This is a genomic window from Burkholderia sp. Bp8998, from assembly GCF_003854235.1.
Lineage (GTDB): Bacteria > Pseudomonadota > Gammaproteobacteria > Burkholderiales > Burkholderiaceae > Burkholderia.
This window is the reverse complement of the sequence record NZ_QTQF01000017.1, coordinates 19,459-44,386: the sequence shown is the minus strand read 5'-3', so window position 1 is coordinate 44,386 and position 24,928 is coordinate 19,459. Positions and strand designations below refer to the sequence as shown.

Below are 24,928 nucleotides of genomic sequence, written 5' to 3'. Positions count from 1 at the left end.
CTTTTCACAGCAGTTATGGCAACGCGCGTTGGGGAGATTCGCTACCTCCTCTGTATCGAGCGGAAAGCATAACCACCACACCGAGGTAACCACCATGTTGAGTGCAATCATCACGATGTTCACGGGAAAGTCGCCTGCTAAGGAAGCGAAGAACCAATTGCGCATGACGCGCCTCGCGCTGCTCGAAGCGCGCGGCGCACTGGAACATTTCCAGGCGGAAGTCGCGAAGCTCGAAGCACGCGAAACACGCTTGGCGGCACATGTCTCTGAGGACGATCGCCAATACCAGCGCGAAGCGCAAGCGTCGATGGCAGCTGCCATTTGAAAGTTCAAGTTGAACGAGGCGCGTCTGGCCACGACCCTCGTTCACCGAAACGCTAACAATCCACCACCACAACGATGACCAATATTGACAAGTCCGCGCTCGACGAGCGCGCGCGCCAGCTCGTCCGCGAAGAAGTGCATGCGTGTGTCAGCATGTTAATCAGCGACCTCAGCACGCTCGTCGCTGGTGCCGACCCCGGCCTACTGCGTGAGGTAAGTATCGATCAAGATGAACTGATCGGCATCTGCGTGCAGGACGACTATAAGTCCGCAGCTGAAGACGAAGACTACGTGCTGTTCGAGAACGAATATGGAGAGTACGTCGCACTTCAGCCGGAAGACGATGTGAAGGGGAATCTCACTCTCGACAACCTCGGTTACTTCGAACACGCCGGGAAGTTCTATGTCCTTCCGGAAGAAGCGGTCGACGAGATCAAAGAACTGGATGCGCCCGATCAGGCGAAGATCAGCGCAATCATCGCGACCGCGAAGGCTCGCGACGACGGCGGTGAGACCGATGGCATGTTCTTCGAGGCAGATACCGAACATGCGGTATTGACCTCCTACCTCAATAAGCACTACGTCGACGACTGGTACAACGACGAACAAGAAGCGTGGCGCGCGGCATGCGAATCGAACAGTATCAGCCCGCACACACGCGAAGCCTACGAGCACTGGATCGTCTCCGGTTGGCTGGCGAGCAAACTCGAAGAGCAGGGTGAGATGGTCAATCGCGATATTTGCGGTCTGATCGTTTGGGGACGCTGCACAACCGGGCAAGTCATCTACATGGATGGCGTCATCCACCAGATTGCGCGCGACCTCCTCGACTGAGGTAGGGCATACTTCTAGTCCTTTTATAGACAAAGAGGGCGGAAGTGAACAAGGTGATTCTCTGCATGGCTCTTACGGGGTGTTTGACGGCGTGTGCGTCTAGAACTCTTCCATTTGAGCAGGCAAAGGACGTTCCTGCGGACAGGATCTATTCGACGAAGTATGCGCAACCGGTGGAAGGTGCGCAGAAGATCACGGTTATACGCACTGGGGGCTCGTTTATCTCGGGTGGGGGTGCGCGCTACGAACTGTTGGCCGATGGTGTGAAGATCGCATCAATGGCGACCGATGAGCGCGTCGATCTATTCCTCCCCACTGGCGAGCACATGCTTTCGGCGCGTAATGGCGTGTGGACAAGTGTTGAGCCACAGTCCATCCTGATCAACGTTCCAAGTCGATACAGAACATACCGCCTCGATTCTGCGAGCGGGGTGTTGTTGCAACCTGCCCTTGAATGAGCGACGTCTAGTCGCGAAACCATGTTCAAAGCCCGCCACTCGGTGGGCTTTTTTATTTTCTCAATTCAGCACAAAAGGATCTGTACATGTTCATGTCTGATACGCAAGTTTTGCGGACGTACCTCGTAGCGGCGACCGTTGAGCGTGCACGCAAGGTGGGTTTCGAGGAATCGTTTCGTTCCCTCGTCACGCAGCAGCTTCATGACATGTCGGATGCAGACGTCCGCGCAATGGCAAGGATCATCGTATGACACCAATGAAATTCCACCAGACCTATGCGGTCATCACGGACGAGAGTGCTGAACAGGGCGATGTCGACGAGACGGGCTTCGACTGGCAGGACGTTTCATACACGTTCAAGGAGCTGGTTCGCCTACTCTGCTTCGAATATGCGGGGGCTGAACCGAGCGACTACCCGTCATCGAACCCAGGTTGGATCACTTCTCACGGGGAGCGCGATCTTCGCGACGGCTCCTTCCGCAACATCTCCCTGCATCCTGCTAACGACCGAGCGCGCCGCTGGTGGCCGAAGGCGTTAAAGGCAACAGGGATCACAAAGTAGGTACACCATGCACCTGTACAACGGGGAAACTTTCGAGCTTGAAGGATATAGCTTCAAGGCTCAGTTCGAACGAGACGACGATATCGGCGAGCCGTGGAGTCACCATGACGGCCACGGCGTGGTGTCGGACTGGACGCGTCGTGACAAGCGGCCCGGCGAAGTCTTGCTGGCATCCGATCGTGCCTCGCGACGCTATTACGACATCTCGGCATCCAACCAGATCGCCAAGGATGAAGGATGGGGTTTGAGCGAGGAAGACCAAGCCGAATTGATCAAACGGCTATCTGGAAAACGCGTGCGTCGTGTAAAGCGTGCCCAATATCACGTCGTCAATGGTCTGCGCGTACCTCGCCTTGAGTGGGAAACAGTGGAAACGCCTGGAAGAGATCCCAGCAAACGTTTAACGAGTGGTGAAATTCGCGCAGAAGCCGTTCGCCGCGATTTCGAATTCCTGCGCCAATGGTGTAATGACCAATGGGAATACACGTGGGTCAAGGTGGTTCTCCTCCGTCAAAACGATGAAGGGGAACTCGTTGAAGATGAGCGCTTCAGCGACAGCGTCGGTGGCGTCGAATCGTACAAGAACTACCACGTGACAGTCGCTCTCGAATGCGCAAAAAGCCTGATTTTTCAGGTGAAAACTTCACAAGAAGCGAATAGAAGGGAGGAGGTCGAGCGTCGGCATTGGGCCGAACGGGATGTGCCGACTATCGTATAGTCAAGATGGAACGAGGCGCGTTTCTTCAATAGAATGGCATCTCCATCAGCCGACACAGTAGGTAATGCCGGGATGACCGGTTTTAGCAAACTGCACGGTTAATATTTCAACAAAATGACGATCATCTAATGTATGATCTAGCGATCCAAAGGTGATAGCAAGATGGCATTGCAAACGGCAGCACAGAAACGAAAGTTCGTGAAAGACCTCATCAAGAATGTGCAGGATGACGTGATGAAGCGCATCGAGCACATGCCGGCCGATTGGGATGGCGTCGAGCTGCGCCAGTACATCGGTAAGAAGTTCGAGAACGAGAAGGATGCCTTCGCATTGCGTGGCAACACCGCGCGAGGCCGCGCCTTCAACAACGAGATCTCGGACAACCGTCACCTGTAAAGACAAGTACACCGATGCACCGATAAGCTGGCCCTTGTCGTTGTGTCGCGGATTGAGACATGACCACCACCACCACAACCTGGACGGACGACGACGAGCGTCTGCTGCGCGAACTGGCATCGCGCAAGGAAGAAGTAGAGGCCCATCAGCGGGCGTCTGTCGAAGCCGTCGTGAGCACGTTTGCTTATCGCGACATCAGCGAGACCGACATCACGGACGGGCTGATTGAGCGGGCCGAGCAGATCTGCCGCGCGCTCGTGCCTTACCTCCCGCGACCCAGCGAAGCTGAAGCTGCGACCGTGCGTAAAAAGGCCATCGATGCCATCGCACTGGGTCTCAGCGAATGTGTCAGGACGTTCCCGGTCTCCACGCCGGCTGTCGTCCTGAACCATCTCATTGCTGCGGGATTGCTACCCGTGTCGATGAGAGGCCGTACCTGATTGGCCGACCTGGCAGGCTGATCACTTCTCTCAACCAAAACAAACCCTGAAGGAATTGAAGATGGAACCCACCACCACCACGACCAAGAACTCCGCTGCTCCGAAGAAGAACAAGGGCGGCAACGACGGCAAGTCCCCGCGCGCTCTGCGCGGCGCTCCGAAGGCTGCATCGAACTGGTCGGCCGCGGACGAAGCCCGTTTCCAGGAGCAGCAGAAGGCCCGTGAAGCGTTCGTCGCCGAGCGTACCACGTCGCTGAAGAAGATCGCTGGCCTCATGCTGCACGGCGTGAAGCCGGTTCACATCGAGGCGGTGAAGGGCGCGGACGGCACCGTGATCACCGAAGGTTACGCTCTGCCGGTCGCAGCGACCGAAGAGCAGCTGCTGGCCAACCTCGCGGAGCACGGCGACGCGATCCTGACGTACCTCTCGAAGCACTACAAGCTCCAACCGACGCTGCTGAAGTCGCAGTAATCGCTGAAGCGTAGTAGTTCATCGAACTGAAGCCGCATGGTTTGAGCCATGCGGCTTTTATTTCGACATTTTCGAGAGAAAGCATGGCCACTCAAAAGTATGAGGAGAAGCGGTTTAAACCGTCTACCCTCGAACTGATCGGAATCATCAACGACATCGTTCGCGAATATCAGAACCAAGGGTACGTCTTGACCACGCGTCAGCTGTATTACCAGCTCGTCGCTCGCGACATCATTCCCAACAATTTGCAGGAGTACAAGCGCGCGGCGTCAATCATCAACGACGGAAAGCTCGCGGGCCTGATCGACTGGGACATGCTCGAAGATCGAACGCGTGCGTTCATTCGCCGTTCGCGCTGGACGTCCCCGACGTCGATCATCGACGCATGCGCGGACCAGTACCATCAGGACCTCTGGATCGGTCAATCTCGCCGCGTATTCGTCATCGTCGAGAAAGAAGCTCTCGTCGGGGTGCTCGAACGTGTGTGCCATCGTTACGATACCCCGCTGCTCGCCGCGCGTGGCTACCCGTCGTCGACGGTGTTGCGCGAGTTCGCGTTGAGCGACATCATCCCAAGTATGCGTGAAGGTCAACGCGGTCTCATTCTGCATCTCGGCGATCACGACCCGAGTGGGATCGATATGACGCGCGATTTGCTCGAACGCCTCCGGATGTTCGGCGGGCACTCGTTTGAGCTGAAGCGCATCGCGCTCAATATGGCTCAAGTCGAGGAACTGAACCCGCCCGAGAACCCGGCGAAGTCCACGGATGCTCGGTTCAAGTCCTATCTCGACCAGTACGGCGAATCCAGCTGGGAACTTGATGCTTTGCCACCGCAGTATCTTGACCAGCTCGTGTCGTCACATATCGATGCTGTTATCGATCACGGTGCGTGGAGTGTGAACAAGCAGATCATCAGCGACGCGAAGAAGATGATCGGCAAGGCATCGATATACATCGCTGACGGTTGCCCTGACTATGACTGAGGCCGTCGATAGTAAGGCCGATCTGGCGGTGCTGGTTGCACGTATCAAGGACCGCATCGACAACTTCGGCCAGCTCGACGTCTGCTGGCCGTGGAAGGGGGCGAAAACAAAAGCTGGTCCGCGCTTGAAGATGGTTCGAACAAGCGATATGGTTCCTTTCTACCAGCCCACGGTCGTGACCTCGTACGGGCTTGTGAAGGTTGGTAAAGGGAAGCGGAAAGTCGTGCACAAGATCGTCTACGAGTGGGCGACGCCGGAAGTCTCTAAGTCCGACCGATACAGGCTCGTGAACGAGTGCGGCAACACGCTTTGTTGCAACTACACACATTGGCGCTTCATCGACAACGGGCCGCCGACGCTTACAGAAAGTGAAGGCGGCAATCCCGATGCGATGGCGGTACTGAAGCAGGCATGTGTCGAGCTGCTGGAGTCCATGCTCGCGGTAACGCAGCCACGATCCCTTGCGGACGTGATGAATCACCCGTACATGGTCGATTTTCAACCCGATCTGATAAAGGAGGTTCTACGTGACATCGGAAAAGGGCACCTTGTTGAATCCGCCGCAGGTGATCCAGGTCCACCACCTGGATAACCACATGGAGCCGAAGTATTTCACCCACGAGCGTGTGCTTGACGCTTGGGTTCGGACCATGAAGACGCTGGAAAAGCTTCGTGTCATCAAGGGCTACTTTGTCCTGCCGGTGGGCTACATACCGGACGGCGCGAAGATCGAGATGCGATAGATGGAAGTCATCGCCTATCGCGCCGAGAGCGGCAAGATGCGCGATGTCGTTGACGTCGCGCTTGTTGTGCTCCTGAAGGTCGATATCAACGCCTTTGTCGACCTGAAGGAGAAGTACCTGCCACACGGGCTGAAGCAGGCGATACGCATGCAGGATCACCCGTTTTGGCAGAACGAGGGATTGGAGATGTGGGAGGAGATAAAAGCCCTTGTCAACGCACGTCTCGATCTCGGATACTGGTTCGGGCAATCGATGGAGTCGCCCGCTGTAGTTGGAATCTTCCGTACGGAATCAGAATGAACCTCACCACCACCACTGAGGCAAGACCGCACCCACTGGCCGATGTACCGAAAGCAGTCGACGCCCTGATCAAGACCGGGGAAGCTCTCCGGAAATTCGCAAACGTCAACGTCGCCGACAGTCAAGGGAACGAGTCGCCGATTTCTCGCGACACGTGGTTCTCGGCAGTCAAAAACACAATCAGCTCAGGTCTCTTGAGCAAGCAGCAGATTGCACGCCTGAAGCGTCTGCGTGATGAACTCCGACGCACGAAGGTGACGGCATGAGTCAATCACCGCTGGCACGCAATCTCGCGATTGCCGCTGCTGCACACGAGGCCGCTGAGAACGACCGGATGCGCCGTGAGTTCGAGCAGCACGAATGGCTCGAAGGACTGTCGCTCGAACGTGATCCGCAGGACGATGGCTATCTCAACTCGGAAGTTCACCGCTACTGGACCTTTTGGCGTGACGGCTGGAGGGCTGCAACGTGATGATTCCGGTCAAGACAGCCCGCACGACTCACGATCTAGGCCGGCCCGCGAACTGGAACGAGGAACGCGACGGAAAGTGCATATCACTTCCGGTCGTCCGCGATAACGAGCAGAACGTCTGGATGTCATATTGGCAACCGAGTCAGCAAGATGTCGAGAAGCTGCGCAACGGCGCGATGATCAAGCTGACGGTGTTCGGCATCGGCCAACCCCCGGTCGCGATCGAAGTGCCTGAAGAAGTCGTGTTGTACGCAGGTTAGTAGTAAAGCCGCACGGTAAGCGTGTCACCACCACGCGTCCCGTAAAGGCTCTTCGTAGTAGAGCGGGTGCCACCACCACCTGAACAGCAACCTTCAATCTATAAGAGATCGAAACATGAAATCTGGCTACACGTCTGTGACCTCGTCGCAGATCTCCGCATTTGCCTATAACGAAAAAAATCAGCAGCTCAACATCGTTTTCGTCAAGAACGGTGAGGAGTATCAGTACAGCAACGTCCCGAAAGAACTCGTCGGCCAGCTGGTCGCGGCCGATTCGTTTGGCTCGGCCTTCAGCGGCCTCATCAAGAAGCATCCCACTCGTTTCCCCTACACGAAAGTCTGAGCCTTGCGATGACGAAGGAGGAACGCGATCAACAGATCGCGGATCTCTACGTCGACGGCAAGTCAGCCTCGGCTCTCGCGCGTGATTTCGCCCTGTCGGTTCCGTCGATCAGGGCAATCATCGCGGCAAAAGGAGTCAAGGCGTCTCAGCGGAAGAAGGTAGAGAACGCTGAACATCCGGGGCAACCCGTGAGACGTACGCTTGGCCGCACTCATGAGCGGCTTGGGGAAACTCTCGCGTTCAGCAGAGCGATCGAACTCAAACATACCCGAAAGGAAGCTTCCGAACGGCTCGGTTGGACCGTGCACAAGGTCGCTGCCGTCGAGACAGGGCGTTACGAAGTGACGCTCACCGATCTCATGGATCTCTCGGGGTATACGAAGAAGCACGTGGGTGAATTGATAAGGCTATGAAGGATCACCATTACGAGGAAGGCGACCACAAGATCGAAGTACGGACGTACGGAATTCACTGGAACGCTGAAGGCGTTGCGTACCTGCACCAAGGGCGCAACGCATCGAACTTCCTGTCGCTGAAGGCACCATCACCCTTTGCGGTGGTGCCGGCGCGCAGGCTTGCTTGCAACCACCTTTTCCCCGTGAGCGCGGCAGTTCCGGACCCAACGCATTGGAGGCAATTTCAGGCGCTGGCAAGGGACCCGTTGGTCAAGGTCATGCTGCCGATTCCGAAGGCAGATGGTGAGGCCGGGGTATTCGTGATGGAGGACACGAACGACGAGATGACGCTGACGCTGCTCACGCTCTCGCGCATGAGCAGCCCGATCCAGCCGATCGTGAGGCCAATCTGGCACTTCTCGCCGAACGACATCGCCGCGGAACTGGAACGCACCAACGTCCAGCCGCTGGTGCTGACGCAGGCGAACCCGAAGCACCAGCGGGTCGTCGACACGATCATCGACCAATCGGTGTACATGCCACGCCGGGTGATCATCACCGGCACGTACGACGTAGTGGCTCGTAAGCCTGCGCAGCGGCTCAAGACGGCGCTGCTTGCCGGTGAGGAGGGGCTGATAGTGTCGTTGCCCTTGGAAAGCCTCGGTGTGGCTGTCTTGCGGCGCTACGCGCGCCGCGAGGACATGCTTTCCGATCTTCCCATCGCCCGAGGGAGGGGAGCATGAGCACGGCAATCGAACTGCGTGCGCAGATCGAGCGCCGTACGCACGTCGACGCCTGCTTTAGATGGCGCGACCGACACGGTATCAAGCACGACCCGGCGAAGATGGATACGCGGCACGTCTTCAATACCTTGAAGATGATCTGGAACAACATGGTGCCGGAATACTACCGCGTTGGTTTCAATGTCCGTCTCTACAGCTTTGGGCCGTCGTACACCCGAGAGTACATGGTCCAGGCCGTCTATCAGCTCGGTCATGAACTGTCGAAGCGTGTGTTGACCAGTGAACAGTTGCGTCTGCTGCGTCAGATGTACAGCTACTTCTCGAACGTGTCGGCTTTGCTGACCTGATTCGTCACGTGCCTGTCTGTTGGAGAACGATGCGGCCGCGCTTTCCGATGTTGATGAGCTTGTTGCGCCGGCCGCAGTGTGGGCAGAACACGTAGATGCCGAACGAGTCGATTCCGACTTTTTCGGCATCGAACGGGAATTCAAGGTGGCACTTGATGCAAAGCCAATTCATGACGACCTCCTATTCGGAGCGAAGAATCGAAATGAACGATAGAACAACACCCGAAGAAAGCAAGGCATTCCACGTGGGGCAGGTGTGGCGTGGAAAGCGCCCTTCGAACGCCAACGGGTTCGTGAACGACCGGGTGATCATCCACATCAACTTTCTCGGTGCGATCACCTACGACGGTCCCGCTGTCGGGATCGGACGACGTTATCCGGTCGTGACCCGTGAGACGTTCGAAAAGTGGGCAGGCAGACAGGTCAAGAGTGAGCTGCCGGAGGACGAATGGCAGCGGTGGGATTTTCGAGACGGGAGCAGGAACAAGTGACAATCGAGAAGAAAGTGCCGCGCGAGCACCAGATCGCGGATCTCGCTTTCTACATCATGACGCCGCGTTGTATGAACTTGTCGGACCCTGCGACGCAAAAGACTGGCTCGGCCTGCATGTACACGCAGTACCTCTGGGACGACCTGGGATGCAAGTCGTACTTCGTCATGCCGATGTCGCTGCTGCGAAAGAACAAGGATGAGTTGTTGGAGTTCACGAACTTCCATCCGAGCGAGATACAGATCGTCGACGGCGAGGCCAAGCGACGCGAGCGTCAGATGCGTAACGAGAACGCGAAGGTGTTCATCATGGGGTTCCAACGCTTTTCAGACGACTGGCAGCGTTTGAAGCAGTGGCATCCTCAGCTCAATGCCGCGATCTTCGATGAGTGGCACCTTGGCTATTCGGGACATGATTCCGGCCGCACGCAGAACATGTACATCGCGATGCGTAGCATCGAGCGCTTCATGGCCATGACGGGCACGATCATCAAGGGCACGCTCGCGAGCGCGTATCCGGCTCTTCAGGTAATTGAGCCGCGCTTCTACGGCACGTACGGCGCGTTCCTGGCCCAGCACCGGCTTCAGGACGAATATGGCACGACAATCGGGTGGCACAACCACCAGCGGCTGGGCCAGATCCTTCAGCACGTAGCCGTTCGCCACACGTTCGAAGAGGTTCATGGTCCGGAAGCGAAGGTCATCGTCACTGAGCTGTGCGACATGTCGCCCAAGCAGCGGAAGGCATACGAGGAAATGGAGGAAATGGCGCTCGTCGAGCTGGAAGACGAGTTCCTTGAAGGCCAGTCGCCGGCAGTCAACGCGATGCGTTGTCGGCAGATCATGGCCCATCCGGAGACCTTCGGGCTGGCCAAAGGCGAGACAACCGGAAAGGATGAACGCCTGAAGATCCACTTTGCGGACGCGGTTGTGTCCGGGGAACCGATCGCGGTGTTCGCCGCGCTCGTCCCTGAGCAAGAACGCATCGTCGCCATCGCGAAGTCGATGGGCCTGCGCACGGCGCTGATCAACGGGCACGTGTCGTCCACGCAGCGCGCACGCATCGACGAGGCATTTCGCCGCGGTGATCTCGACTGCGTGGTTGCATCGCCGGATACGGCCGGTGTCGGCTTCAACTGGCACCACCTTGAAACGATGGTCTTCACTTCACTGAACTATATGGACGACTCATTCGTGCAGGCGTATCGGCGAGGCATCCGTGGCAAGCGCGCGCGACCGCTGCGGATCTACGTGCTGGAGTATCGCGACTCCATCGATCAACGCATCATGCAGATTATCGAGAACAAGTCGCGTGACGCGAACCTCGTCGATCCGACGAAGGAGGTCTTCCGGTTGTCGGAGCAACGCCGTCAGCAAGAGGAAGAGATGTTCGATTCATCGAAGGCTACCGATCGGAAGATATCGATGGCCGAATTCGCGTAAGGAGGGCGCGATATATCGTATAGAGCAGCATTGTGTAGTTAGTAGAACGAAGGTACGATCATATTCCTCGACGTGTCCACCACCACGGCGAGAGAACAGAAGCAGAAACAGACGCATAAACAGCTAACATTTGAAGGAAACGTATGGACCCGATCCAAGCAGCAATGCAGCGCGCCAAAGACGCAGCAGCTGGCGCAATCGCAAACGCAGCAGCCGGCGCAGCCGCCGCGCCGACGACCGGCACGGCAGTCGCAGCAGTAGGTGCGGCTGGCGGTGCGGTTGCAGTTCCCGGCCAGAAGCTCTCGATGGAGCAACTGATGTCGGCGGGCATGGCCGTCGATCTGTGGATCAAGCCGAAGGAATTCGGTCTCCAGGTCGGCGCAAGCGCCAAGCTCGTGCAGTCGTTCGAAGCGGTTATCGACATGACGGAAGGCACGGGCTTCATGGTCAAGATGTCGATCAAAGCCGGCAACCCGGCGCAATACTGGTCGACGTACGACGGCGTCACGAGCGACAAGGGCATCCCCTGGTCCGAAGCGCAAGCCAAGGCCATCGCCCTCGACGCGAAGGCCCGCGCGTACCGCAGTGCTGACGTGCCGATGATCCTGACGGCCGACATCGTCTCCGCGGACGGTGAAGTGCTGGCGAAGGCTGGTCAGCGTGTCGGTTACGCGACGTCGACCACGAACTGGCGTGCGTGGCAGGACTTCTACCAGAAGGTCATGGAAGCGAACGCTGGTGGCCAGCGCGTGGACGTGAAGGTTGGCTTCCTCCGGATGACCAACAAGAACAACAACGCGTGGGGCATCATGACCTGGGAATACCAGGGCATCGAAGCGGAAGCCGAGCCGGCGTAAGCCACAAGCTGTACGGAAAGCCGCGAGTCAAAAGCTCGCGGCTTTTTTCATGTCCTGCGAGGTCATCATGGGTTTGCATTTCATCGACGGAAACAACCGTTTCCGCACCATCTTCGAAACCAGCGGCTCGATTCGCAACGTGCTGGTCGACATGAAGATGCTGCCGATGTTCGACACCATCATTTGGGTTTGGGATGGACACGGCGCGAAGGACCGACGCCGAGCGCTCTATCCCGGATACAAGGTCGGCCGGCAAAGCGCCGTAGACGAGTTCTACAAGACGATGGACCTGTTCAAGCAAGTGCTGCGGTTCACGCGCTGCATGTCGCTTGAGATCCCGACATGGGAGGCAGACGACGTCATCGCCACACTGCATCGTCTCTACAAGGACCAGACGGACTCGATCACCATCCATTCGACTGATGGCGATTACCTCGCGCTGTGCGATGGCAAGCACACGAAGCTCGAAGGGCGCGACAAGGTCGAATACGACAACACCGACTTCACCGAAGTGCGTCTGTACAAGACGCTCGTCGGTGACAAGTCCGACAAGATTACCGGCATCCCCGGTTTCGGCGACGTGGCGTGGGAGCACTGCGACCGCGAACGCTGGATGCAGTTTTTCACCGAGGGCTACGTGCCCTGTTGGGATAGCGAAGCCGGTTCCTTCCACCTCGGCAAGAAGCCGTTGGCATGGGTTAAGGAAAACGAAGCTGCACTGAAGGGTATGTGGGAGATCACGGGCTTCTATGACGTTGACCCGGAACTGATCGCGAAGCATCTGGTTGTTGGCCAGCATGACGACAAGGCGATCAACCACATTCTTTCAGATTTCATGATGTGACCACCACCACAAGGATCAAAACATGGCCTCTGCTGAACGCATTCAGCTTCTCATCATTCAGGATGAGATCTCGAAACTCCCCGAAGACGATCGCACGAAGATCGACAGCATCGTCGTCCAGTTCCGGGCGATGCTCGAAGCGGAACCGGCTCACGCGATGATGGCGCTCGCGCTGGTCGGCGCTGAAGCTGCCGACAAAGCGGCGGGGTAAGCGATGGACAAGGATCGCAAAGTCCTTGTCGATGCGCGCAACATCGACGCTCTCCTGCCGCAGATCATCGCGGAAGTAGCGTCGGCCGGATTCATCGGTTTCGACATCGAGACCGAAGACTCGCGCAGGCATGCAGGCCTCGCCGAGATCATGAAGGTCGACGACGAGGGCAGGGGGACGAACAAGAAGCTCATCTTCGACACCAACCGAACGACCGTGTGCGGATTTTCGGTCTACCCGGACGGCAACCATCTCGGCTATTACGTCAACCTCGCGCACGCCGATACCGAGAACCGTGTGCCCTGGGAGGTCGCGCGCCAGATTCTCGACGCCCGCCGACCGGACTCTTTCTTCATCATCCACAACGCTCAGTTTGAGTGGGTCATGATGATGAAGTCGCTCGGCTTCGACATCCCGGAAGATCGCGTCATCTGCTCGTTGCAGCTTTGCGTGTCGGCGTATTCGCCCGACACGTACTTCCGCGACAAGTTCATGGAGCCGGGTCTCGGCGGCATCGAGAAGATCCTGCCCGTGGTTGCTCGTGTATTTTCTGGCTACCAACCGGGTCAAGACCTGAACTCCGAGCAAGAAGAGCTGTTGCAGAAGGTCATCGGCAAGGAGTCGAAGGCCGCGCATAGCTGGAATGGCTACGTCGATTCGATGCGGATCGGCTATGACCTGAAGCGAGCCGTGAAGAGCTGGTTCGGCTATGCGATGGCCACCTTCGAAGAGACGCTCGGCGAAGAAGTCCACATGGGCATGTTGACCGGCGAGGAAGTCTACGAGTACGGCGTAGACGACGCGTACTGGTGCGTGCAGCTGTTCCACCGAGTGCTTCAGCACATGATGGAGACCAACCCAGCGGTCTTCAGCACGTTCATGGAACAGGAGATGCCGTTCGTTCGCATCGCGGCCGAGACGTGGGGCCACGGCATCAAGCTGAACGGGCCGGCCGTGTTGCGTCGGCGGGACGAAGAGCGTGCGAACGAAGCCGCGTGCCTGCGCAAGATGAAGGCTGCGGTGCGCGCGATGTTGCCGTTCCCGGACGAGCCGCACGACAAGCTGCTGAAGTACGACAAGTGGTACGCGAAGTGGCAGACGTATCGCGCTCAGATCGAGAAGTGGGCGAACTCGCCAGACAGCGACGACGACTTCATTCAGTGCATGCAGACACGCGGCCCGGTTTCGAACGCGTGGGCGCTGGAGCGCAAAGTGCGCGAATCGACGGGCGTCAACCTCGTCCACTACATGCCGATGCGGACGATCATCTACGACTTGATGCGCGGCTCGTACATGCAGTCCAACGGCAAGACGCAAAGCGACGGCGACTGCCGCGAAGAGCTGAAGCGCCGCTGGATCAAACGTCACCGCGACGCTGGTCTGGAGATCGGCGATAACGGCGAAGTGGCACCGGCGCTGAAGCTGGGCGTGACGCTGAACAAGCGTATGCAGATCGACCACTTCGAAGCCGGCATGATGATTTTCCAGTGCTACGACGAGCTGGCCTCGATCTCGCAGCGGATGAAGCTCTACCTGACGCCTTACCTGCGGCTAGTGGACCCTGACACGGGCCGTGTGTATCCGCAGCTACGCTCGCTGCTCGCGACGCGCCGCAGCTCGTGCCAGGACCCGAACGGGCAGCAGCTCAGCAAGTATGGCGATTCGGTGTACGTGCGTGGCTTCTTCGAAGCCGACGACGACGACGCGGAGGGCGAGGAGCACGTTCTGGTGTCGGCCGACTGGTCTGCTGTCGAGCTGGTGATCGTGGGCGACTACTCGAACGACTCAGGCTTCCGTGAGGCCTACGGCCAGCGCCCTCACGCGGACCTGCACAAGAAGGCCGTGACCGGTCTGATGAACCTCACCGACGAAGAGTACGCCGTCCACCCGGATCGGAAGATGCTGCGTCGCGATGTCGGCAAGGTGGCGAACTTCAACTACTGGTACTCGGGCGCATTGGGCACCGTGGGCGAGAAGCTTGGCTGGTCGAGCGACTTCATGTGGGAGATGGTCGATCGTTACCGTGGCACGTTCCCGGACGCGGAGCAGTGGCGTGTCGACACGATCCAGGAAGCTCGTGACAACGGCTACGTGCAGCTGCCCGACCACCATCGGCGCGACCGCTACGAGTCGACGTACGAGTGGGTGAACGTCATGCGGCAGAAGTTCGCGTCATACGGTGACCCGGCCATTGCGGCGTTCGGCGAGCTGGTGATCAAGAAGATCAACCGACGCGCCGGAAACCAATCGGTCAACGCGAAGGTTCAAGGCTTGTGCGCGGCGCTCGCGAAGCGTGCGATGAAGCGCATGAAGGCCAAGATCAAGGAGATGGGATACCGCGCCCGCTTCTACCTGCTGGTCCACGACGAATTGATCTACTCCGTCCCGCGCTCGCAGGTGCTCGACTTCTGCGAAACGCTGTACGAAGTGATGATCGAAGACGCCGGCCTGATCAAGAACCTGAAGCTCGACTCGTCGCTCGCGATCGGCCGCACGATGCAGCCGTGGGATCTCAAGAAGGCCCCGGATGGCCAGATCGAACTCATGGAGATGCAGAGGGGCCTGCCGTGCGTCAGCGAAGACCGCTGGGAACAACGAGCCACGCGCGAAGAGCGTCTGGCGATCCTCAACTACATCCTCGACGGCATGCCCGTCGCAGCTAACGAATCAGTGGAGTGCGCAGCATGAGCAACAAAGTCACCAAGTCGACCACTATGGTCGCGTTCGAGACCATGAGCGGCTACGAGTCGCGCGCTGGCTCGCAGAATCGCCCCGGCACCGAGGCGCTGGAATGGGGCCTGCGCGAGATCGTCCGCGTCATGACCATCAATGGTGACAAGGAAAAGGTCGCTGAGATCGTCGCGGAGGCCACCGCTGCCGTCGAGAAGGATCTGACGTGAACTCGAAGCTCACGCTCCAGGATCTGACGCGTGAGCAGCGCAACGACCTGCGGAGAATGTGTATTCCGCGGGTCGTGCTGGACCTCTTGCAGCTGATCCAAGAAAAAGACCACGAACTGGCAACCCTGAAGAACACCACCACCACGAAGGACCATTCATGTACCGCTTTAACCGACTCATGGCCGAATGCCGTGGGACCTCATCTCGCATCGAGAAGACGGAAGCCCTGACAAAGCTCGGCGCACACGACGACGAGTTCGCAAAGAAGATGCTGGTCGCTGCGCTCTCGCCGTTCGTGACCTATGGCGTGAAGAACTTCGATATGCCGACTGGCTTCTCGGTGGAGAACGTTGACGCTGGCGTTATGTTCCTCCAGCTGCTGGACGATCTCGCGACGCGCAACTACACCGGGAAGGCCGCGCAGTCTGCAATCGCGAACGTGCTGTCGCACTACACGCTGGAGACCGCCGAGAACATGGCCTGCGTGCTGCGCAAGAAACTGCGCATAGGTATCGGAGCGACGGAGATTAACAAGGTCTTCCCGGACTTGATCCCGGTCTTCGACGTGATGTTGGCTGAGAAGTGGGAGCCGGGCGTCTCCGACATCTCGTATCCCGCGCAGGCCGAGTTTAAGATGGACGGCCAGCGCGATACGGTCTTCGTCATCCCTGGCCAGCCGTGCGAGCACTACTCGCGCGAAGGGCTGCGTCAACCATGGATCGAAGGGCTGTTCGACGACGAGATGCAGGCGATGCGCCTGCGCCTCTGCGGCGACGAGGCAATGGTGCTCGACGGTGAGGCGATGGTTCACGTCGTTGATCCGACGAAGAAGCATCCCTCGTGGACGGCTACGATGAACTGCAAGAAGGAGGGTGCTGACCGCTCGAAGCTGCGCTACTACGCGTACGACTGGATGCCGATGTCGGAATGGAAGAAGCGCCAGTGCTCACGCAAGCAGGAGCTTCGAAGCTTGATGCTCGACGCGGCAATTAGCGACCTCGCGCTCAGCAAAATCTTCCCGTCATACAAGGAAACGGTCGCAGATCGTGCCCAAGTGGACGCGATGTTCGATAAAGCACTCTCGCTCGGTTACGAAGGCCTGATCGTCAAGGACCCGGACGCATTCTACGAGTGGGATCGGTCGACGTCCTGGCTGAAGGCGAAGCCGCTGCACACGGCTACGCTGAAGATCACGGGCATTTACGAAGGAGAGAAGACGGGGAGGAACGAGGGGCGTCTCGGCGGCTTCCAGCTCGAAGGTGCGATCGAGGATGGCACCGAGATCAAGACCGATTGCGGCGGCGGTTTCTCAGACGATCAGCGTGAACTCTTCTTCAAACATCCGGAGATGGTTGTGGGCCGTATGGCTGAAGTCGAGTACACCGAGGTAACGAAGAAGAACGCGTTGCGTAACCCGGTATTTCTGCGGTTTCCGGACGGCAACTAGCATATAGTTGCCGAACTTCTGCGGTGGTTATCTCCATATAATGCTTAGCACACCACCACCACATCAGTAAAAGAAAAATGAGCATTGTATGGAAAGACGCGGAGAGCGAATTCGAATCGTTCTTCGCGCCCTTCGGCAAGCGCGCGCATGTGCAGCGCTTGACCGATACCGCGTACGTTCGCGGTTCGACAGGGCGGGCCGCATCCTTCAAGGATGCGCAACCGTCGGACTACATCATCACTCTTGAAGGGACGACGTTCTACGCTGAGGTCAAGAGCACTCAGAGCGAGCCGTCGTTTCCCTTCAGCATGATCAAGAAGAGCCAGTGGGCAGCAGCCCGAATGGTCACCGCAGCTGGCGGGCATTACCGCTTCTACATTCGCCGCGAGACGACAAAGCGCTGGTACGTCGTCCCGGCAGTCGTATTCATCACCCATACGGCCAAATCGATCCGCTGGCACGAGATCGACGGCTACCTCATCTAACAAGGATCAAAGCATGACCAAGTATCTCGACGTGATGGTCGACCTGGAAACGACCGGAACTCAGCCTGAGCGCACGGCAATCATCGAAATTGCAGCGGTTCGCTTCGATTTCGCGTCGGGCGAGATCATGCCCGACATGTTCAACCGCTGCCTGATGATCCCGCATGGCCGCTTCTTCGACGAAGAGACCCGCAACTGGTGGCTCAAGGACAAGCGCGAGATCCTGCAAGGCATTTACGCGCGGATGGAGCGCCCGGAGGTCGTGATGCAGGCGTTCCGCGATTTCCTGCTGCGCGACGTCGACACGTACAACGAGAAGCTGAGATTGTGGGCGAAGCCGTCGCACTTCGAATATCCGTTCCTCGAAAGTTATTTTAAGGAGTTCGAGATCGGCAACCCGTTCCACTACCGCGACACGAACGACATGAATTCATGGATTCGCGGGCGCTACTGGCCGCAGCAACCGCCCGAGTTCGAGCGAAACATCCCGTTCGAAGGTGACGCTCATAGCGCGCTGTTCGACGTGCTCCACCAGCTCAAGGTCCTGTACGCAGTGCGTGACCACTCCACGAAGCACCCCAGCCTCGCAGCAGCCGGCGACGTCGTCGAAGCGTAAGCGGTAGCGCAACCGAGAGAGCAGCGCGCTGCGGCGCGCTGTACCACCACTTCACTAGGTTGTGAATCATGAAAATCGAAACTATCGCCGGCCTTCGGGTCGGCTTTCTTGGCGACCCCCATCTTGGTCGTGCTTTCCTGACTGGTGTCCCCCTTGATCGTCGGGGCGAGCGCGAGCGCATGCAGATGAACGAGTTCGTCGAGTCGTTGTTCGCGGACGTCGATGTGAACATCTGCCTCGGCGACATTTTCGACACGTTTGTCGTGCCGCCCGAGATCGTACTGGCCGTTGCATCGGCCTACCGCGAAGCGGCGCGCGCTCGGCCCAACACGTGGTTTGTCCTCACACGCGGCAACCATGACGCCTCGCGCGATGCCGACAAGCGTAGCTCGTTCGATCTGCTGTACCAGCTGCTGAACGGCGTCGAGAACATCGTCATCGCGAAGGATGACGTCCAGATCGTCGAGCACGGCATCTTCCGCCTTGGCGTTGTCCCTTGGCATCCCTTCACCAATTCGAAGGATATGGCACGCAAGCTGGTCGAGGACGGCTACAAGGAGTTCGACCTGGTCGTCGGGCACTGGGACCGTGTCACGTTTGAGGACAACCCGCACAACGCGGTTCCGCTGTTTGAGCTGCGCCCGCTCACGAAGCTGGTCGTCAGCGGCCACGATCACCGGCCGTACGATGAAACGCTCAACGGCGTGCGCCTCATCTTCCCCGGCTCGATGCAACCATACGCGCACGGCGAAAACGACAAAGACAGTCGCTACGTCACGCTCACTCTGGAGGAGCTGCGTGCCGTCGTCGCTACTACGCCTGATCAGTTCCACGACGTGGCCGTGCGCGTGTTGCTCAAACCGGGCGAGCAGATCGATTTCCCGGTTGACGCGTGGGCACTGACGACGAAGCCGATTGCCGACAACGGCGAGGAGTACGTCGACATCACCATGCAGACCGAGTCGTTTGACATGGTCGACATTCTGTCGCGCTGCCTGACAAAGCATAACGTCACCGCTGAGACTTCGAACGAAGTGCTCGCGATGTATCAAGAACGCCGGAACGCTGCTTGAGGACACCATCATGCTGCTGAACCTGAATATCAAGAACGGCTATCGTCACCCGAACTCGACGTTCGCCTTCCCGGTGGGGCAGACCGCCATCACGGGGCCGAATGAGTCGGGCAAGAGCGTCACGCTTGAGATGATCCTGTTCGCGCTGTGGGGTAGCGTCGCGCTGCGCGGCGCGGCCGACGACTACAAGAAGCTCGAAGTCGCGCTCGAATTCATCGTGCGAGACCAGACGTACCGCATCGTCCGCACGACGAAGAACGCGAAGCTGACGCGCGGGGGTGAGGACGTCGCTACGGGCACGAAGCCGGTCAATGCCAAGATCCGCGAGCTGTTCGGCTACGACTACGACGTATTCACGATGGCCAACGCTGTACTGCAAGGCCAGATCGAGAAGCTGTCGGACGCGAAGCCGACCGAGCGCCGCAAGATCGTTGACCAGACGATCGGCTTGAACGTGCTCGACGAAATCGTGACCGATCTCGGCAAGCAGGCCCTCGCGTTCCGCAATCAGGCTGACGGAGTCGCCGCGGTGCTGCGGGAGCCGGTCAAGCCCGAGCAGCCAGCCGACTTCGAGTCGAGCACGACACTTGGCCAGAAGCGCGACAACGTCGCGACCCTGGTCAACGAGCTGAACCAGCTGCGCGGTATGGTGGCCCACAAGCCGTCCGAGCCGGTCGTCCCCACCTGCACCATTGGCGAAACCGTCGAGACGCTACAGAGCCTGATTGCGGCCCGCAGTGAGCTGGTTTCGGCGAAGGGTACGCTGGAGAGTGCAGCTGCCGATCAGCGGGCTTCGCTGAAGCGTCTGAAAGACGGACTCACGGCAGTGACCACGGACGGCACCGTGGGCCGTCTGGAGGGCGAGATCGTCCGTATCGAGAAGCAGATCGCGACGCTGGTCGAGCCGACGCTTACGGTCAACGAAATCGTGCTCCTCGAGATGGCTCACGAGCGGCACGTCCGCTGGGGCCAGCGCCAAAAGCTTTTGGGGCAGGGCTCGCACGTCTGCCCGAGTTGCGACCACCACTGGCCCATCGCGGCAGCGGCGCTCGAAGCCTACGCGGACGTAACCGACGCGGACGCTACTGCGCCCACGTATAGCCAGAAGGATCTGAACGCGCAGCGGACTATGCACGACAACGCTGAGCGTCGGGCCGCGCTCACGCAGGAGGTCGTCGAGCTTCGTGAGCGCATCGAACGCACGAAGCAGGACACGCAGACCGCGATCGACGCTCAAAAGGCGAAGATCGTCGAGGCCGAGCAATCGTTGGTCGAGACCGAGCAATCGGTCAAGACCCTTCAGGAAGCGATTGACAACACGCCCGATCGTAGCGATGACCTCAAAGAGCGTCAGGCGTACGAAGGCCAGCTCGTCGCGCACCACGCCCAGGTGCTCAGCTACAACGAGTTCTTCGCGAAGCTGGCCGCGCGCGAGGCGCGCGTCGCCGAGCTGGCCGGTGTCGAGGCCGAGCTGAGCAAGCTGGACGAGCAGTTGGTCGCGTCGCGCGCCTACGAGCAGGCCGTGGGCACGTACGAGGCGCAGATGGCCGCGTACGGCATCGACAAGGCGAAGCTCGATGCGTTGAATGCTGCGGCCGATGACAAGGCCGCAGCGAAGGCAGCAGTAGCGGAAGCGAAGCTCGTGATCAAGTCGCATCTGGTGCCGTCGCTCAACAAAGTAGCGTCCGTGCTGCTCAACCAGATGACTGGTGGCGCACGTACGTCGATCGTGGTGGATGAAGACTTCAACATCACGGTCGACGGCCAAGCAGTGCAAACGCTGTCCGGTTCCGGAAAGGCTGTCGCGAATCTCGCACTCCGGATTGGTCTCGGTCAAGTGCTGACCAATGGGGTGTTCTCCGTCTTCATGGCCGACGAGTTCGACGAGTCGATGGATGCGCAGCGTGCTCAGTACACCGCCGAGTGTCTGCAACGTTTGAAGGAGACCATCAAGCAGGTGATCATCGTCACGCACAAGCGTCCGATCGCAGACCACATCTTCACACTTCCACTGAAAGAGGCCGCATGAGGAATTAATGGAGTCCATTAAAACGCTACTAGATCAAAACTTCACCCCCCAGCTTATCGCGACGTTCCTTGACACCACCCTGGAGCGTGTCGTCGAAGAGATGAACAAGATGGAACTCTTCGGCTGGGGAAACCCTGGAAATTACGCCTTCATTATCGCGCGCAAGTTCCCCGCGGAACGCCGCTGGAATGAAAGGTTTGAACGGATTCTGGCGAATGCACGTGAGAAGCACGATCAAGGGCTGATCACGATGGTTCAGGTTCGAGACGACGACATGATCATCCAGTATGCGATGCCCGTCGAACGTCCCGTGTCGCGCCGACTCTGGTTCACCGCACCACCCGAGACTTACTAAAATGAACTTCGAACAATACAAACCTCTGGCCCTTCGCACCGAGAAGCCGCTGGCAACTTCTCTGCTGCGCCTGCAACACGCATCGCTCGGTCTTACGACCGAACATGGCGAGTTCACGACCGAAGTCAAACGCCTTTGGGCCTATCAGAAGCCGCTCACGCAGGAGATGCGCGAACATATCTTCGAAGAGCTGGGCGACATTCTCTGGTACGTGGCCATCGGTGCCGACGCGCTCGACTTCGAGATCCCCGAATACCAGCATCTCTTCGACTTCGACCTGAGCGCGCTACCGCTCGCGGAACAGCTCCAGATCGTCGCGAATCGCATCTCGGTCGAGATCGGCTTCTTCACGTATGAAGTGCCGCTGTATCAAGACGCGCGCGCTCGCACGGGAGCGATGCGCAGCCTCGTAAACATCCTCAGCGGCGTGGCCCATGCCTGCGACGCGCTCGATATGCCTCTCGAAGAAGTCATGTCGGCGAACATCGCGAAGCTGAAGCAGCGTTTCCCGGATGCCTACACGAATGCCGCCGCTGAAGCGCGCGCGGACAAGGGCGGTCTGGACGCTCGCAACTCGTAAACCACCACACGTAGGAAGGGCCGACCACCACCGGCCCTGAAAACAAGATGAAACCTATCATTCTGGCCAAGGTGATCGAAGATTCGATCGCCTCGAACGGCGTGCGCCTCACGACCGTTGAAGTGCGGTATCCGCGCATCATCCATAGCGAGCTGATGACGCACCGCAAGTTCTCGCGCAACGCGGGCAGCTCCCGCGCTATCCCCATCCGTCGCATGTTGCGCCAAGTCTGGTCGCGGCCGGCGTGTCCCGCGGAGTGGGGCACCAACCAGCCGGGTATGCAGGCAGGAACGGAGCTTCAAGGCTGGCGTCTGTGGGCCGCGAAGGCCACATGGCGCAGCGCTGCCCGCTTCGCCGCGCTGCATAGCTGGCTGCTCATGAAGCTCGGCGCGCACAAGCAAATCGCCAACCGCGTCACCGAGCCGTACCAGTACATCAACGTCCTGCTTTCCTCGACCGACTGGGGCAACTTCGACGAACTGCGCTGCCATCCGGACGCCGATCCGACGATGCAGATCTTGGCCGTCGAGATCATGACCGCGATCGAGGTCAGCGTGCCGCGCCGGTTGCGCATCGCTGAGTGGCACTTGCCATACGTCCTCCAGGCTGAGCGCGAGGCGCTGCCGATTGAAGAACAGATCAAGCTGTCCGTCGCGCGCTGCGCACGGATCTCCTACGACCCGTTTGACGGCGACGCGAGCCACGCGAAGGAGTTCGAGCGCTACGCTAAGCTGGTCGGCGCGCGCCCGATCCACGCATCTCCGACCGAGCACCAAGCGACGCCGGCTTTCTCGTCGACGCAGAAGGGCGGCAACTTCGACGGCTGGCTTCAGCACCGCCAGGACGTCGAGAAGGCCCGCGCGATGGACGGTGAAGTTCCTGCCGTCCTGCGCCGGCAGTGGACCAACGACGAGGTCCGATTGCATCGCGCTCTGGTCGCGCAGCGCGGGGAGGTCGAGGCATGATGGCCGAACTTGCCGCGCCAGCTACGCAAGGCCCGCAAGGGCCTCGGAAACACGCGCACTATCACAAGCCGTGCCCGTATCCGAGTATCGATGTGTACCGCGTGCTTGAGCTGTTCAACGTTGTCGATCCGTGCATTCAACACGCGGTAAAGAAGCTGCTGGTTGCCGGTGGTCGTGGCCAGAAGGACATCACCAAGGACATACAGGAGTCGATCGACACCTTGATCCGCTGGCAGGAGATGCGGGCAGAGGAGACGCGCTGATGGCTACTGACGAAATCCTCGTGGTGAAAACGTATCACCGCGAGAGCACCAGCAACGACGTCTACGTGAAGTGCCCGCACTGCGGCCGGTTGCTCGAACTTGAAGCCGGCGACTTCAAGGGCGAGATGTTCACGGACAAGGTCTGCGGTGGCACGCTCGAAGTGAGCCACAGCGCGTATCGTTCCCCGTTCCCGCAGGAGGATTGAATGACACTTGGCAAGAACTACGTGACTGCACCTGTCTCCGAATGGGTGTACGGGAAACCGCAGCATGGTGGGGCCAAGTGCCTGCTGCTGACGATCGGCGGCATTGCGGTCATCGGCGTGTGGCAGGGCGAGGTTGGCCAGCATTACCTCGCCTGGGCTGCATTGCCGAAGCGCAACAAGGAGCTAGAAGCGAAACTTATGCAAAGGCCACGGGCATAAGTCGACTCTCGTCACGACGAACTGCTCTCGGAGGCTACCTTGATGCTTGCATTGAGGAGCCTTCGCAGCGCAATTACTTCAAGCACCATCCGTCTCACATCTGCGCCACTTACCTGGTCAGGTTTGTCCCACCACTGCCTCAAAAGAGTGACGTCCGGCGACACAAACTCCGGTAGAGGCTGCTCCTTTGACGGCCCTGAATACCTCGCCGGCACGGACATCCGAGCACGCTCGTGCGTGCGGAGCTGCAAGTGCCGATCTCTCCGCGTCTCATCTAGACGCCGTGTCCCTTCCTTCCCGTACCCATGCCAGTGTTCCGCCTCATAGTCGGTCATCCAGAACTGGCAATCAATCACGCCGTAGTACGAGTCAACATACTCCCAGCGGTACTCCCATAGCGGTTCCACGGTTCACCTCAAAATACTGTATGGATGTACAGTATATTCCGAGATAAGATGCGTTGGTCAAGTCTTGAAATTGGGGAGCGACATGTGTACGAACTACCGTGCGCCAGACGAAGATCCAGGGATCAGCGAGCTGAAGATTGGAATCGGCGACCTGTACAAGCGCGATCCTTGGGACTTGGAGGTGTATCCGGACTACAGTGCCCCGATAGCCTACGCGGCCGGGGACGGTCTGGAGGTGGTCAAAGCCGTGTTTGGCTTCTGGCCCAAGTTCATGCAGCCCGAGCGGCGGGACGAGAACGGTCGCAAGAAGAGACCTCTGGATACCATGAACGCGCGGACGGAAACGGTCGGCACGTCGCGCCTTTATAGCAAGGCATGGCGGGACGGGCAGAGGTGTCTAATTCCGGCGCGCTGGGTCTACGAGCCTTGCTACGAGACTGGCAAGAACGTGTGGCATCGAATCGGCCTGACAGATTGGCAACCGTACTGCGTCGCAGGCATTTGGCGGCGCTATGAGGACGCTGACGGTCGCACGTTGATCGGCATGTCCATGCTTACAGTCAATGCTGACGGCCATCCGGTCATGTCCCGCATGCACAAACCGAACGACGAGAAGCGGTCGGTCGTGATCCTCCGACCTTCCGACTACGACGAGTGGTTGCACACGAAGAACGTCGAGGCCGCACGTGCGATGCTTCAGCTCTATTCGGCCGACGAAATGAGCGCTGGGCCGAAGTAATTGCGG

38 protein-coding genes are annotated in these 24,928 nt (G+C 58.9%); all 38 read left to right on the top strand.

All coding sequences use genetic code 11. The features are described 5' to 3' along the window. Positions 1-97: 97 nt before the first annotated feature. The 38 genes from DIE06_RS18180 (at position 98) to DIE06_RS18000 (ending at position 24,922) form a co-directional block, all read left to right on the top strand. Positions 98-325: a hypothetical protein gene (locus DIE06_RS18180; RefSeq protein WP_185733420.1), complete on the top strand. Its 228-nt coding sequence runs from the start codon at positions 98-100 to the stop codon at positions 323-325. A gap of 74 nt (positions 326-399) precedes the next feature. Then, on the top strand, positions 400-1,158 hold the full coding sequence (locus tag DIE06_RS18175) for a hypothetical protein (RefSeq protein WP_124506362.1): 759 nt from the start codon (positions 400-402) through the stop codon (positions 1,156-1,158). A gap of 44 nt (positions 1,159-1,202) precedes the next feature. Then, on the top strand, positions 1,203-1,616 hold the full coding sequence (locus DIE06_RS18170; protein ID WP_124506361.1) for a hypothetical protein: 414 nt from the start codon (positions 1,203-1,205) through the stop codon (positions 1,614-1,616). Positions 1,617-1,863: 247 nt separating this feature from the next. Continuing rightward, positions 1,864-2,178 (top strand): hypothetical protein, encoded by a 315-nt coding sequence (locus DIE06_RS18165; RefSeq protein WP_124506360.1) that lies wholly within the window; start codon positions 1,864-1,866, stop codon positions 2,176-2,178. Positions 2,179-2,185: 7 nt separating this feature from the next. Beyond that, entirely contained in the window at positions 2,186-2,896 is a 711-nt protein-coding gene (locus DIE06_RS18160) for a hypothetical protein (RefSeq protein ID WP_124506359.1), read from the top strand. A gap of 162 nt (positions 2,897-3,058) precedes the next feature. Then, positions 3,059-3,292 carry a hypothetical protein gene (locus DIE06_RS18155; protein ID WP_017880883.1) on the top strand — a complete coding sequence of 78 codons (234 nt, stop codon included), beginning with the start codon at positions 3,059-3,061 and terminating at the stop codon, positions 3,290-3,292. A 59-nt stretch (positions 3,293-3,351) separates the two neighbouring features. Beyond that, on the top strand, positions 3,352-3,732 hold the full coding sequence (locus DIE06_RS18150) for a hypothetical protein (protein WP_124506358.1): 381 nt from the start codon (positions 3,352-3,354) through the stop codon (positions 3,730-3,732). Between the two features lie 61 nt (positions 3,733-3,793). Further along, positions 3,794-4,204: a hypothetical protein gene (locus DIE06_RS18145; protein ID WP_124506357.1), complete on the top strand. Its 411-nt coding sequence runs from the start codon at positions 3,794-3,796 to the stop codon at positions 4,202-4,204. 83 nt (positions 4,205-4,287) lie between these two features. Next, entirely contained in the window at positions 4,288-5,190 is a 903-nt protein-coding gene (locus tag DIE06_RS18140) for a hypothetical protein (RefSeq protein WP_124506356.1), read from the top strand. Continuing rightward, positions 5,183-5,782: a hypothetical protein gene (locus DIE06_RS18135; RefSeq protein WP_124506355.1), complete on the top strand. Its 600-nt coding sequence runs from the start codon at positions 5,183-5,185 to the stop codon at positions 5,780-5,782. Before DIE06_RS18140 ends, DIE06_RS18135 begins: the two co-directional genes overlap by 8 nt. 4 nt (positions 5,783-5,786) lie before the next feature. Beyond that, positions 5,787-5,933 (top strand): hypothetical protein, encoded by a 147-nt coding sequence (locus tag DIE06_RS38320; RefSeq protein ID WP_185648380.1) that lies wholly within the window; start codon positions 5,787-5,789, stop codon positions 5,931-5,933. Beyond that, positions 5,934-6,233 carry a hypothetical protein gene (locus DIE06_RS18130; RefSeq protein ID WP_124506354.1) on the top strand — a complete coding sequence of 100 codons (300 nt, stop codon included), beginning with the start codon at positions 5,934-5,936 and terminating at the stop codon, positions 6,231-6,233. It abuts the gene before it with no gap. Beyond that, the gene (locus DIE06_RS18125; RefSeq protein WP_124506353.1) at positions 6,230-6,499 is read left to right on the top strand and encodes a hypothetical protein; all 270 of its coding nucleotides are present in this window, start codon (positions 6,230-6,232) and stop codon (positions 6,497-6,499) included. Before DIE06_RS18130 ends, DIE06_RS18125 begins: the two co-directional genes overlap by 4 nt. Further along, complete coding sequence (locus DIE06_RS18120) at positions 6,496-6,705, top strand: hypothetical protein (RefSeq protein WP_124506352.1); 210 nt, start codon at positions 6,496-6,498, stop codon at positions 6,703-6,705. The genes DIE06_RS18125 and DIE06_RS18120 overlap by 4 nt, the downstream gene beginning before the upstream one ends. After that, positions 6,702-6,965, top strand: coding sequence for a hypothetical protein (locus DIE06_RS18115; protein WP_124506351.1), 264 nt, complete (start codon positions 6,702-6,704; stop codon positions 6,963-6,965). The genes DIE06_RS18120 and DIE06_RS18115 overlap by 4 nt, the downstream gene beginning before the upstream one ends. Positions 6,966-7,080: 115 nt before the next feature. Next, a complete protein-coding gene (locus tag DIE06_RS18110) occupies positions 7,081-7,308 on the top strand; it encodes a KTSC domain-containing protein (RefSeq protein ID WP_124506350.1) in 228 nt (75 codons plus the stop codon). Between the two features lie 8 nt (positions 7,309-7,316). Further along, positions 7,317-7,721, top strand: a complete 405-nt coding sequence (locus DIE06_RS18105) for a hypothetical protein (protein ID WP_124506349.1) — start codon at positions 7,317-7,319, stop codon at positions 7,719-7,721. Then, positions 7,718-8,446 (top strand): hypothetical protein, encoded by a 729-nt coding sequence (locus DIE06_RS18100; RefSeq protein ID WP_124506348.1) that lies wholly within the window; start codon positions 7,718-7,720, stop codon positions 8,444-8,446. The genes DIE06_RS18105 and DIE06_RS18100 overlap by 4 nt, the downstream gene beginning before the upstream one ends. Next, a complete protein-coding gene (locus DIE06_RS18095) occupies positions 8,443-8,793 on the top strand; it encodes a hypothetical protein (RefSeq protein WP_124506347.1) in 351 nt (116 codons plus the stop codon). Before DIE06_RS18100 ends, DIE06_RS18095 begins: the two co-directional genes overlap by 4 nt. Before the next feature lie 170 nt (positions 8,794-8,963). Continuing rightward, complete coding sequence (locus DIE06_RS18090; protein WP_221624060.1) at positions 8,964-9,284, top strand: hypothetical protein; 321 nt, start codon at positions 8,964-8,966, stop codon at positions 9,282-9,284. After that, entirely contained in the window at positions 9,281-10,726 is a 1,446-nt protein-coding gene (locus DIE06_RS18085; protein WP_185648379.1) for an SNF2-related protein, read from the top strand. Before DIE06_RS18090 ends, DIE06_RS18085 begins: the two co-directional genes overlap by 4 nt. Positions 10,727-11,031: 305 nt before the next feature. Beyond that, a complete protein-coding gene (locus DIE06_RS38315; RefSeq protein ID WP_038728797.1) occupies positions 11,032-11,583 on the top strand; it encodes a hypothetical protein in 552 nt (183 codons plus the stop codon). Positions 11,584-11,632: 49 nt separating this feature from the next. Further along, positions 11,633-12,427 (top strand): hypothetical protein, encoded by a 795-nt coding sequence (locus DIE06_RS18075; RefSeq protein WP_124506345.1) that lies wholly within the window; start codon positions 11,633-11,635, stop codon positions 12,425-12,427. A 22-nt stretch (positions 12,428-12,449) separates the two neighbouring features. After that, on the top strand, positions 12,450-12,638 hold the full coding sequence (locus DIE06_RS18070; protein ID WP_124506344.1) for a hypothetical protein: 189 nt from the start codon (positions 12,450-12,452) through the stop codon (positions 12,636-12,638). A 3-nt stretch (positions 12,639-12,641) separates the two neighbouring features. Further along, positions 12,642-15,326: a DNA polymerase gene (locus tag DIE06_RS18065; RefSeq protein ID WP_124506343.1), complete on the top strand. Its 2,685-nt coding sequence runs from the start codon at positions 12,642-12,644 to the stop codon at positions 15,324-15,326. Next, positions 15,323-15,538, top strand: coding sequence for a hypothetical protein (locus DIE06_RS18060; RefSeq protein WP_124506342.1), 216 nt, complete (start codon positions 15,323-15,325; stop codon positions 15,536-15,538). The genes DIE06_RS18065 and DIE06_RS18060 overlap by 4 nt, the downstream gene beginning before the upstream one ends. A gap of 157 nt (positions 15,539-15,695) precedes the next feature. Further along, positions 15,696-16,985, top strand: a complete 1,290-nt coding sequence (locus DIE06_RS18055) for a hypothetical protein (protein WP_124662570.1) — start codon at positions 15,696-15,698, stop codon at positions 16,983-16,985. A 77-nt stretch (positions 16,986-17,062) separates the two neighbouring features. Next, positions 17,063-17,470 carry a Holliday junction resolvase RecU gene (locus DIE06_RS18050; RefSeq protein ID WP_031396845.1) on the top strand — a complete coding sequence of 136 codons (408 nt, stop codon included), beginning with the start codon at positions 17,063-17,065 and terminating at the stop codon, positions 17,468-17,470. Positions 17,471-17,483: 13 nt separating this feature from the next. Then, positions 17,484-18,086, top strand: coding sequence for a 3'-5' exonuclease (locus tag DIE06_RS18045; protein WP_038728781.1), 603 nt, complete (start codon positions 17,484-17,486; stop codon positions 18,084-18,086). 68 nt (positions 18,087-18,154) lie between these two features. Continuing rightward, positions 18,155-19,159, top strand: coding sequence for a metallophosphoesterase (locus DIE06_RS18040; RefSeq protein ID WP_124662569.1), 1,005 nt, complete (start codon positions 18,155-18,157; stop codon positions 19,157-19,159). Positions 19,160-19,169: 10 nt separating this feature from the next. Beyond that, on the top strand, positions 19,170-21,188 hold the full coding sequence (locus DIE06_RS18035) for an AAA family ATPase (RefSeq protein WP_124506339.1): 2,019 nt from the start codon (positions 19,170-19,172) through the stop codon (positions 21,186-21,188). Positions 21,189-21,195: 7 nt separating this feature from the next. Next, the gene (locus DIE06_RS18030; protein WP_124506338.1) at positions 21,196-21,543 is read left to right on the top strand and encodes a hypothetical protein; all 348 of its coding nucleotides are present in this window, start codon (positions 21,196-21,198) and stop codon (positions 21,541-21,543) included. 1 nt (position 21,544) lies between these two features. Next, positions 21,545-22,123, top strand: coding sequence for a MazG nucleotide pyrophosphohydrolase domain-containing protein (locus DIE06_RS18025; RefSeq protein WP_185648376.1), 579 nt, complete (start codon positions 21,545-21,547; stop codon positions 22,121-22,123). Between the two features lie 47 nt (positions 22,124-22,170). Continuing rightward, complete coding sequence (locus tag DIE06_RS18020) at positions 22,171-23,088, top strand: hypothetical protein (protein ID WP_124506336.1); 918 nt, start codon at positions 22,171-22,173, stop codon at positions 23,086-23,088. Continuing rightward, positions 23,085-23,351 carry a hypothetical protein gene (locus tag DIE06_RS18015; protein ID WP_124506335.1) on the top strand — a complete coding sequence of 89 codons (267 nt, stop codon included), beginning with the start codon at positions 23,085-23,087 and terminating at the stop codon, positions 23,349-23,351. The genes DIE06_RS18020 and DIE06_RS18015 overlap by 4 nt, the downstream gene beginning before the upstream one ends. Beyond that, positions 23,351-23,557: a hypothetical protein gene (locus DIE06_RS18010; RefSeq protein WP_124506334.1), complete on the top strand. Its 207-nt coding sequence runs from the start codon at positions 23,351-23,353 to the stop codon at positions 23,555-23,557. The genes DIE06_RS18015 and DIE06_RS18010 overlap by 1 nt, the downstream gene beginning before the upstream one ends. Then, the gene (locus DIE06_RS18005; RefSeq protein ID WP_124506333.1) at positions 23,558-23,776 is read left to right on the top strand and encodes a hypothetical protein; all 219 of its coding nucleotides are present in this window, start codon (positions 23,558-23,560) and stop codon (positions 23,774-23,776) included. It abuts the gene before it with no gap. Between the two features lie 489 nt (positions 23,777-24,265). After that, positions 24,266-24,922 carry an SOS response-associated peptidase family protein gene (locus tag DIE06_RS18000; protein WP_124506332.1) on the top strand — a complete coding sequence of 219 codons (657 nt, stop codon included), beginning with the start codon at positions 24,266-24,268 and terminating at the stop codon, positions 24,920-24,922. The last annotated feature ends 6 nt before the right edge of the window (positions 24,923-24,928 follow it).

Excerpts from the sequence above, each read along its gene's own strand:
- DIE06_RS18175 (WP_124506362.1), top strand. The coding sequence starts at position 400 with ATGACCAATATTGACAAGTCCGCGCTCGACGAGCGCGCGCGCCAGCTC.
- DIE06_RS18165 (WP_124506360.1), top strand. The coding sequence starts at position 1,864 with ATGACACCAATGAAATTCCACCAGACCTATGCGGTCATCACGGACGAG.
- DIE06_RS18160 (WP_124506359.1), top strand. The coding sequence starts at position 2,186 with ATGCACCTGTACAACGGGGAAACTTTCGAGCTTGAAGGATATAGCTTC.
- DIE06_RS18155 (WP_017880883.1), top strand. The coding sequence starts at position 3,059 with ATGGCATTGCAAACGGCAGCACAGAAACGAAAGTTCGTGAAAGACCTC.
- DIE06_RS18150 (WP_124506358.1), top strand. The coding sequence starts at position 3,352 with ATGACCACCACCACCACAACCTGGACGGACGACGACGAGCGTCTGCTG.
- DIE06_RS18145 (WP_124506357.1), top strand. The coding sequence starts at position 3,794 with ATGGAACCCACCACCACCACGACCAAGAACTCCGCTGCTCCGAAGAAG.
- DIE06_RS18140 (WP_124506356.1), top strand. The coding sequence starts at position 4,288 with ATGGCCACTCAAAAGTATGAGGAGAAGCGGTTTAAACCGTCTACCCTC.
- DIE06_RS18135 (WP_124506355.1), top strand. The coding sequence starts at position 5,183 with ATGACTGAGGCCGTCGATAGTAAGGCCGATCTGGCGGTGCTGGTTGCA.
- DIE06_RS38320 (WP_185648380.1), top strand. The coding sequence starts at position 5,787 with ATGGAGCCGAAGTATTTCACCCACGAGCGTGTGCTTGACGCTTGGGTT.
- DIE06_RS18130 (WP_124506354.1), top strand. The coding sequence starts at position 5,934 with ATGGAAGTCATCGCCTATCGCGCCGAGAGCGGCAAGATGCGCGATGTC.
- DIE06_RS18125 (WP_124506353.1), top strand. The coding sequence starts at position 6,230 with ATGAACCTCACCACCACCACTGAGGCAAGACCGCACCCACTGGCCGAT.
- DIE06_RS18120 (WP_124506352.1), top strand. The coding sequence starts at position 6,496 with ATGAGTCAATCACCGCTGGCACGCAATCTCGCGATTGCCGCTGCTGCA.
- DIE06_RS18110 (WP_124506350.1), top strand. The coding sequence starts at position 7,081 with ATGAAATCTGGCTACACGTCTGTGACCTCGTCGCAGATCTCCGCATTT.
- DIE06_RS18105 (WP_124506349.1), top strand. The coding sequence starts at position 7,317 with ATGACGAAGGAGGAACGCGATCAACAGATCGCGGATCTCTACGTCGAC.
- DIE06_RS18100 (WP_124506348.1), top strand. The coding sequence starts at position 7,718 with ATGAAGGATCACCATTACGAGGAAGGCGACCACAAGATCGAAGTACGG.
- DIE06_RS18095 (WP_124506347.1), top strand. The coding sequence starts at position 8,443 with ATGAGCACGGCAATCGAACTGCGTGCGCAGATCGAGCGCCGTACGCAC.
- DIE06_RS18090 (WP_221624060.1), top strand. The coding sequence starts at position 8,964 with ATGACGACCTCCTATTCGGAGCGAAGAATCGAAATGAACGATAGAACA.
- DIE06_RS38315 (WP_038728797.1), top strand. The coding sequence starts at position 11,032 with ATGGAGCAACTGATGTCGGCGGGCATGGCCGTCGATCTGTGGATCAAG.
- DIE06_RS18075 (WP_124506345.1), top strand. The coding sequence starts at position 11,633 with ATGTCCTGCGAGGTCATCATGGGTTTGCATTTCATCGACGGAAACAAC.
- DIE06_RS18070 (WP_124506344.1), top strand. The coding sequence starts at position 12,450 with ATGGCCTCTGCTGAACGCATTCAGCTTCTCATCATTCAGGATGAGATC.
- DIE06_RS18065 (WP_124506343.1), top strand. The coding sequence starts at position 12,642 with ATGGACAAGGATCGCAAAGTCCTTGTCGATGCGCGCAACATCGACGCT.
- DIE06_RS18060 (WP_124506342.1), top strand. The coding sequence starts at position 15,323 with ATGAGCAACAAAGTCACCAAGTCGACCACTATGGTCGCGTTCGAGACC.
- DIE06_RS18055 (WP_124662570.1), top strand. The coding sequence starts at position 15,696 with ATGTACCGCTTTAACCGACTCATGGCCGAATGCCGTGGGACCTCATCT.
- DIE06_RS18050 (WP_031396845.1), top strand. The coding sequence starts at position 17,063 with ATGAGCATTGTATGGAAAGACGCGGAGAGCGAATTCGAATCGTTCTTC.
- DIE06_RS18045 (WP_038728781.1), top strand. The coding sequence starts at position 17,484 with ATGACCAAGTATCTCGACGTGATGGTCGACCTGGAAACGACCGGAACT.
- DIE06_RS18040 (WP_124662569.1), top strand. The coding sequence starts at position 18,155 with ATGAAAATCGAAACTATCGCCGGCCTTCGGGTCGGCTTTCTTGGCGAC.
- DIE06_RS18035 (WP_124506339.1), top strand. The coding sequence starts at position 19,170 with ATGCTGCTGAACCTGAATATCAAGAACGGCTATCGTCACCCGAACTCG.
- DIE06_RS18030 (WP_124506338.1), top strand. The coding sequence starts at position 21,196 with ATGGAGTCCATTAAAACGCTACTAGATCAAAACTTCACCCCCCAGCTT.
- DIE06_RS18025 (WP_185648376.1), top strand. The coding sequence starts at position 21,545 with ATGAACTTCGAACAATACAAACCTCTGGCCCTTCGCACCGAGAAGCCG.
- DIE06_RS18020 (WP_124506336.1), top strand. The coding sequence starts at position 22,171 with ATGAAACCTATCATTCTGGCCAAGGTGATCGAAGATTCGATCGCCTCG.
- DIE06_RS18015 (WP_124506335.1), top strand. The coding sequence starts at position 23,085 with ATGATGGCCGAACTTGCCGCGCCAGCTACGCAAGGCCCGCAAGGGCCT.
- DIE06_RS18010 (WP_124506334.1), top strand. The coding sequence starts at position 23,351 with ATGGCTACTGACGAAATCCTCGTGGTGAAAACGTATCACCGCGAGAGC.
- DIE06_RS18005 (WP_124506333.1), top strand. The coding sequence starts at position 23,558 with ATGACACTTGGCAAGAACTACGTGACTGCACCTGTCTCCGAATGGGTG.
- DIE06_RS18000 (WP_124506332.1), top strand. The coding sequence starts at position 24,266 with ATGTGTACGAACTACCGTGCGCCAGACGAAGATCCAGGGATCAGCGAG.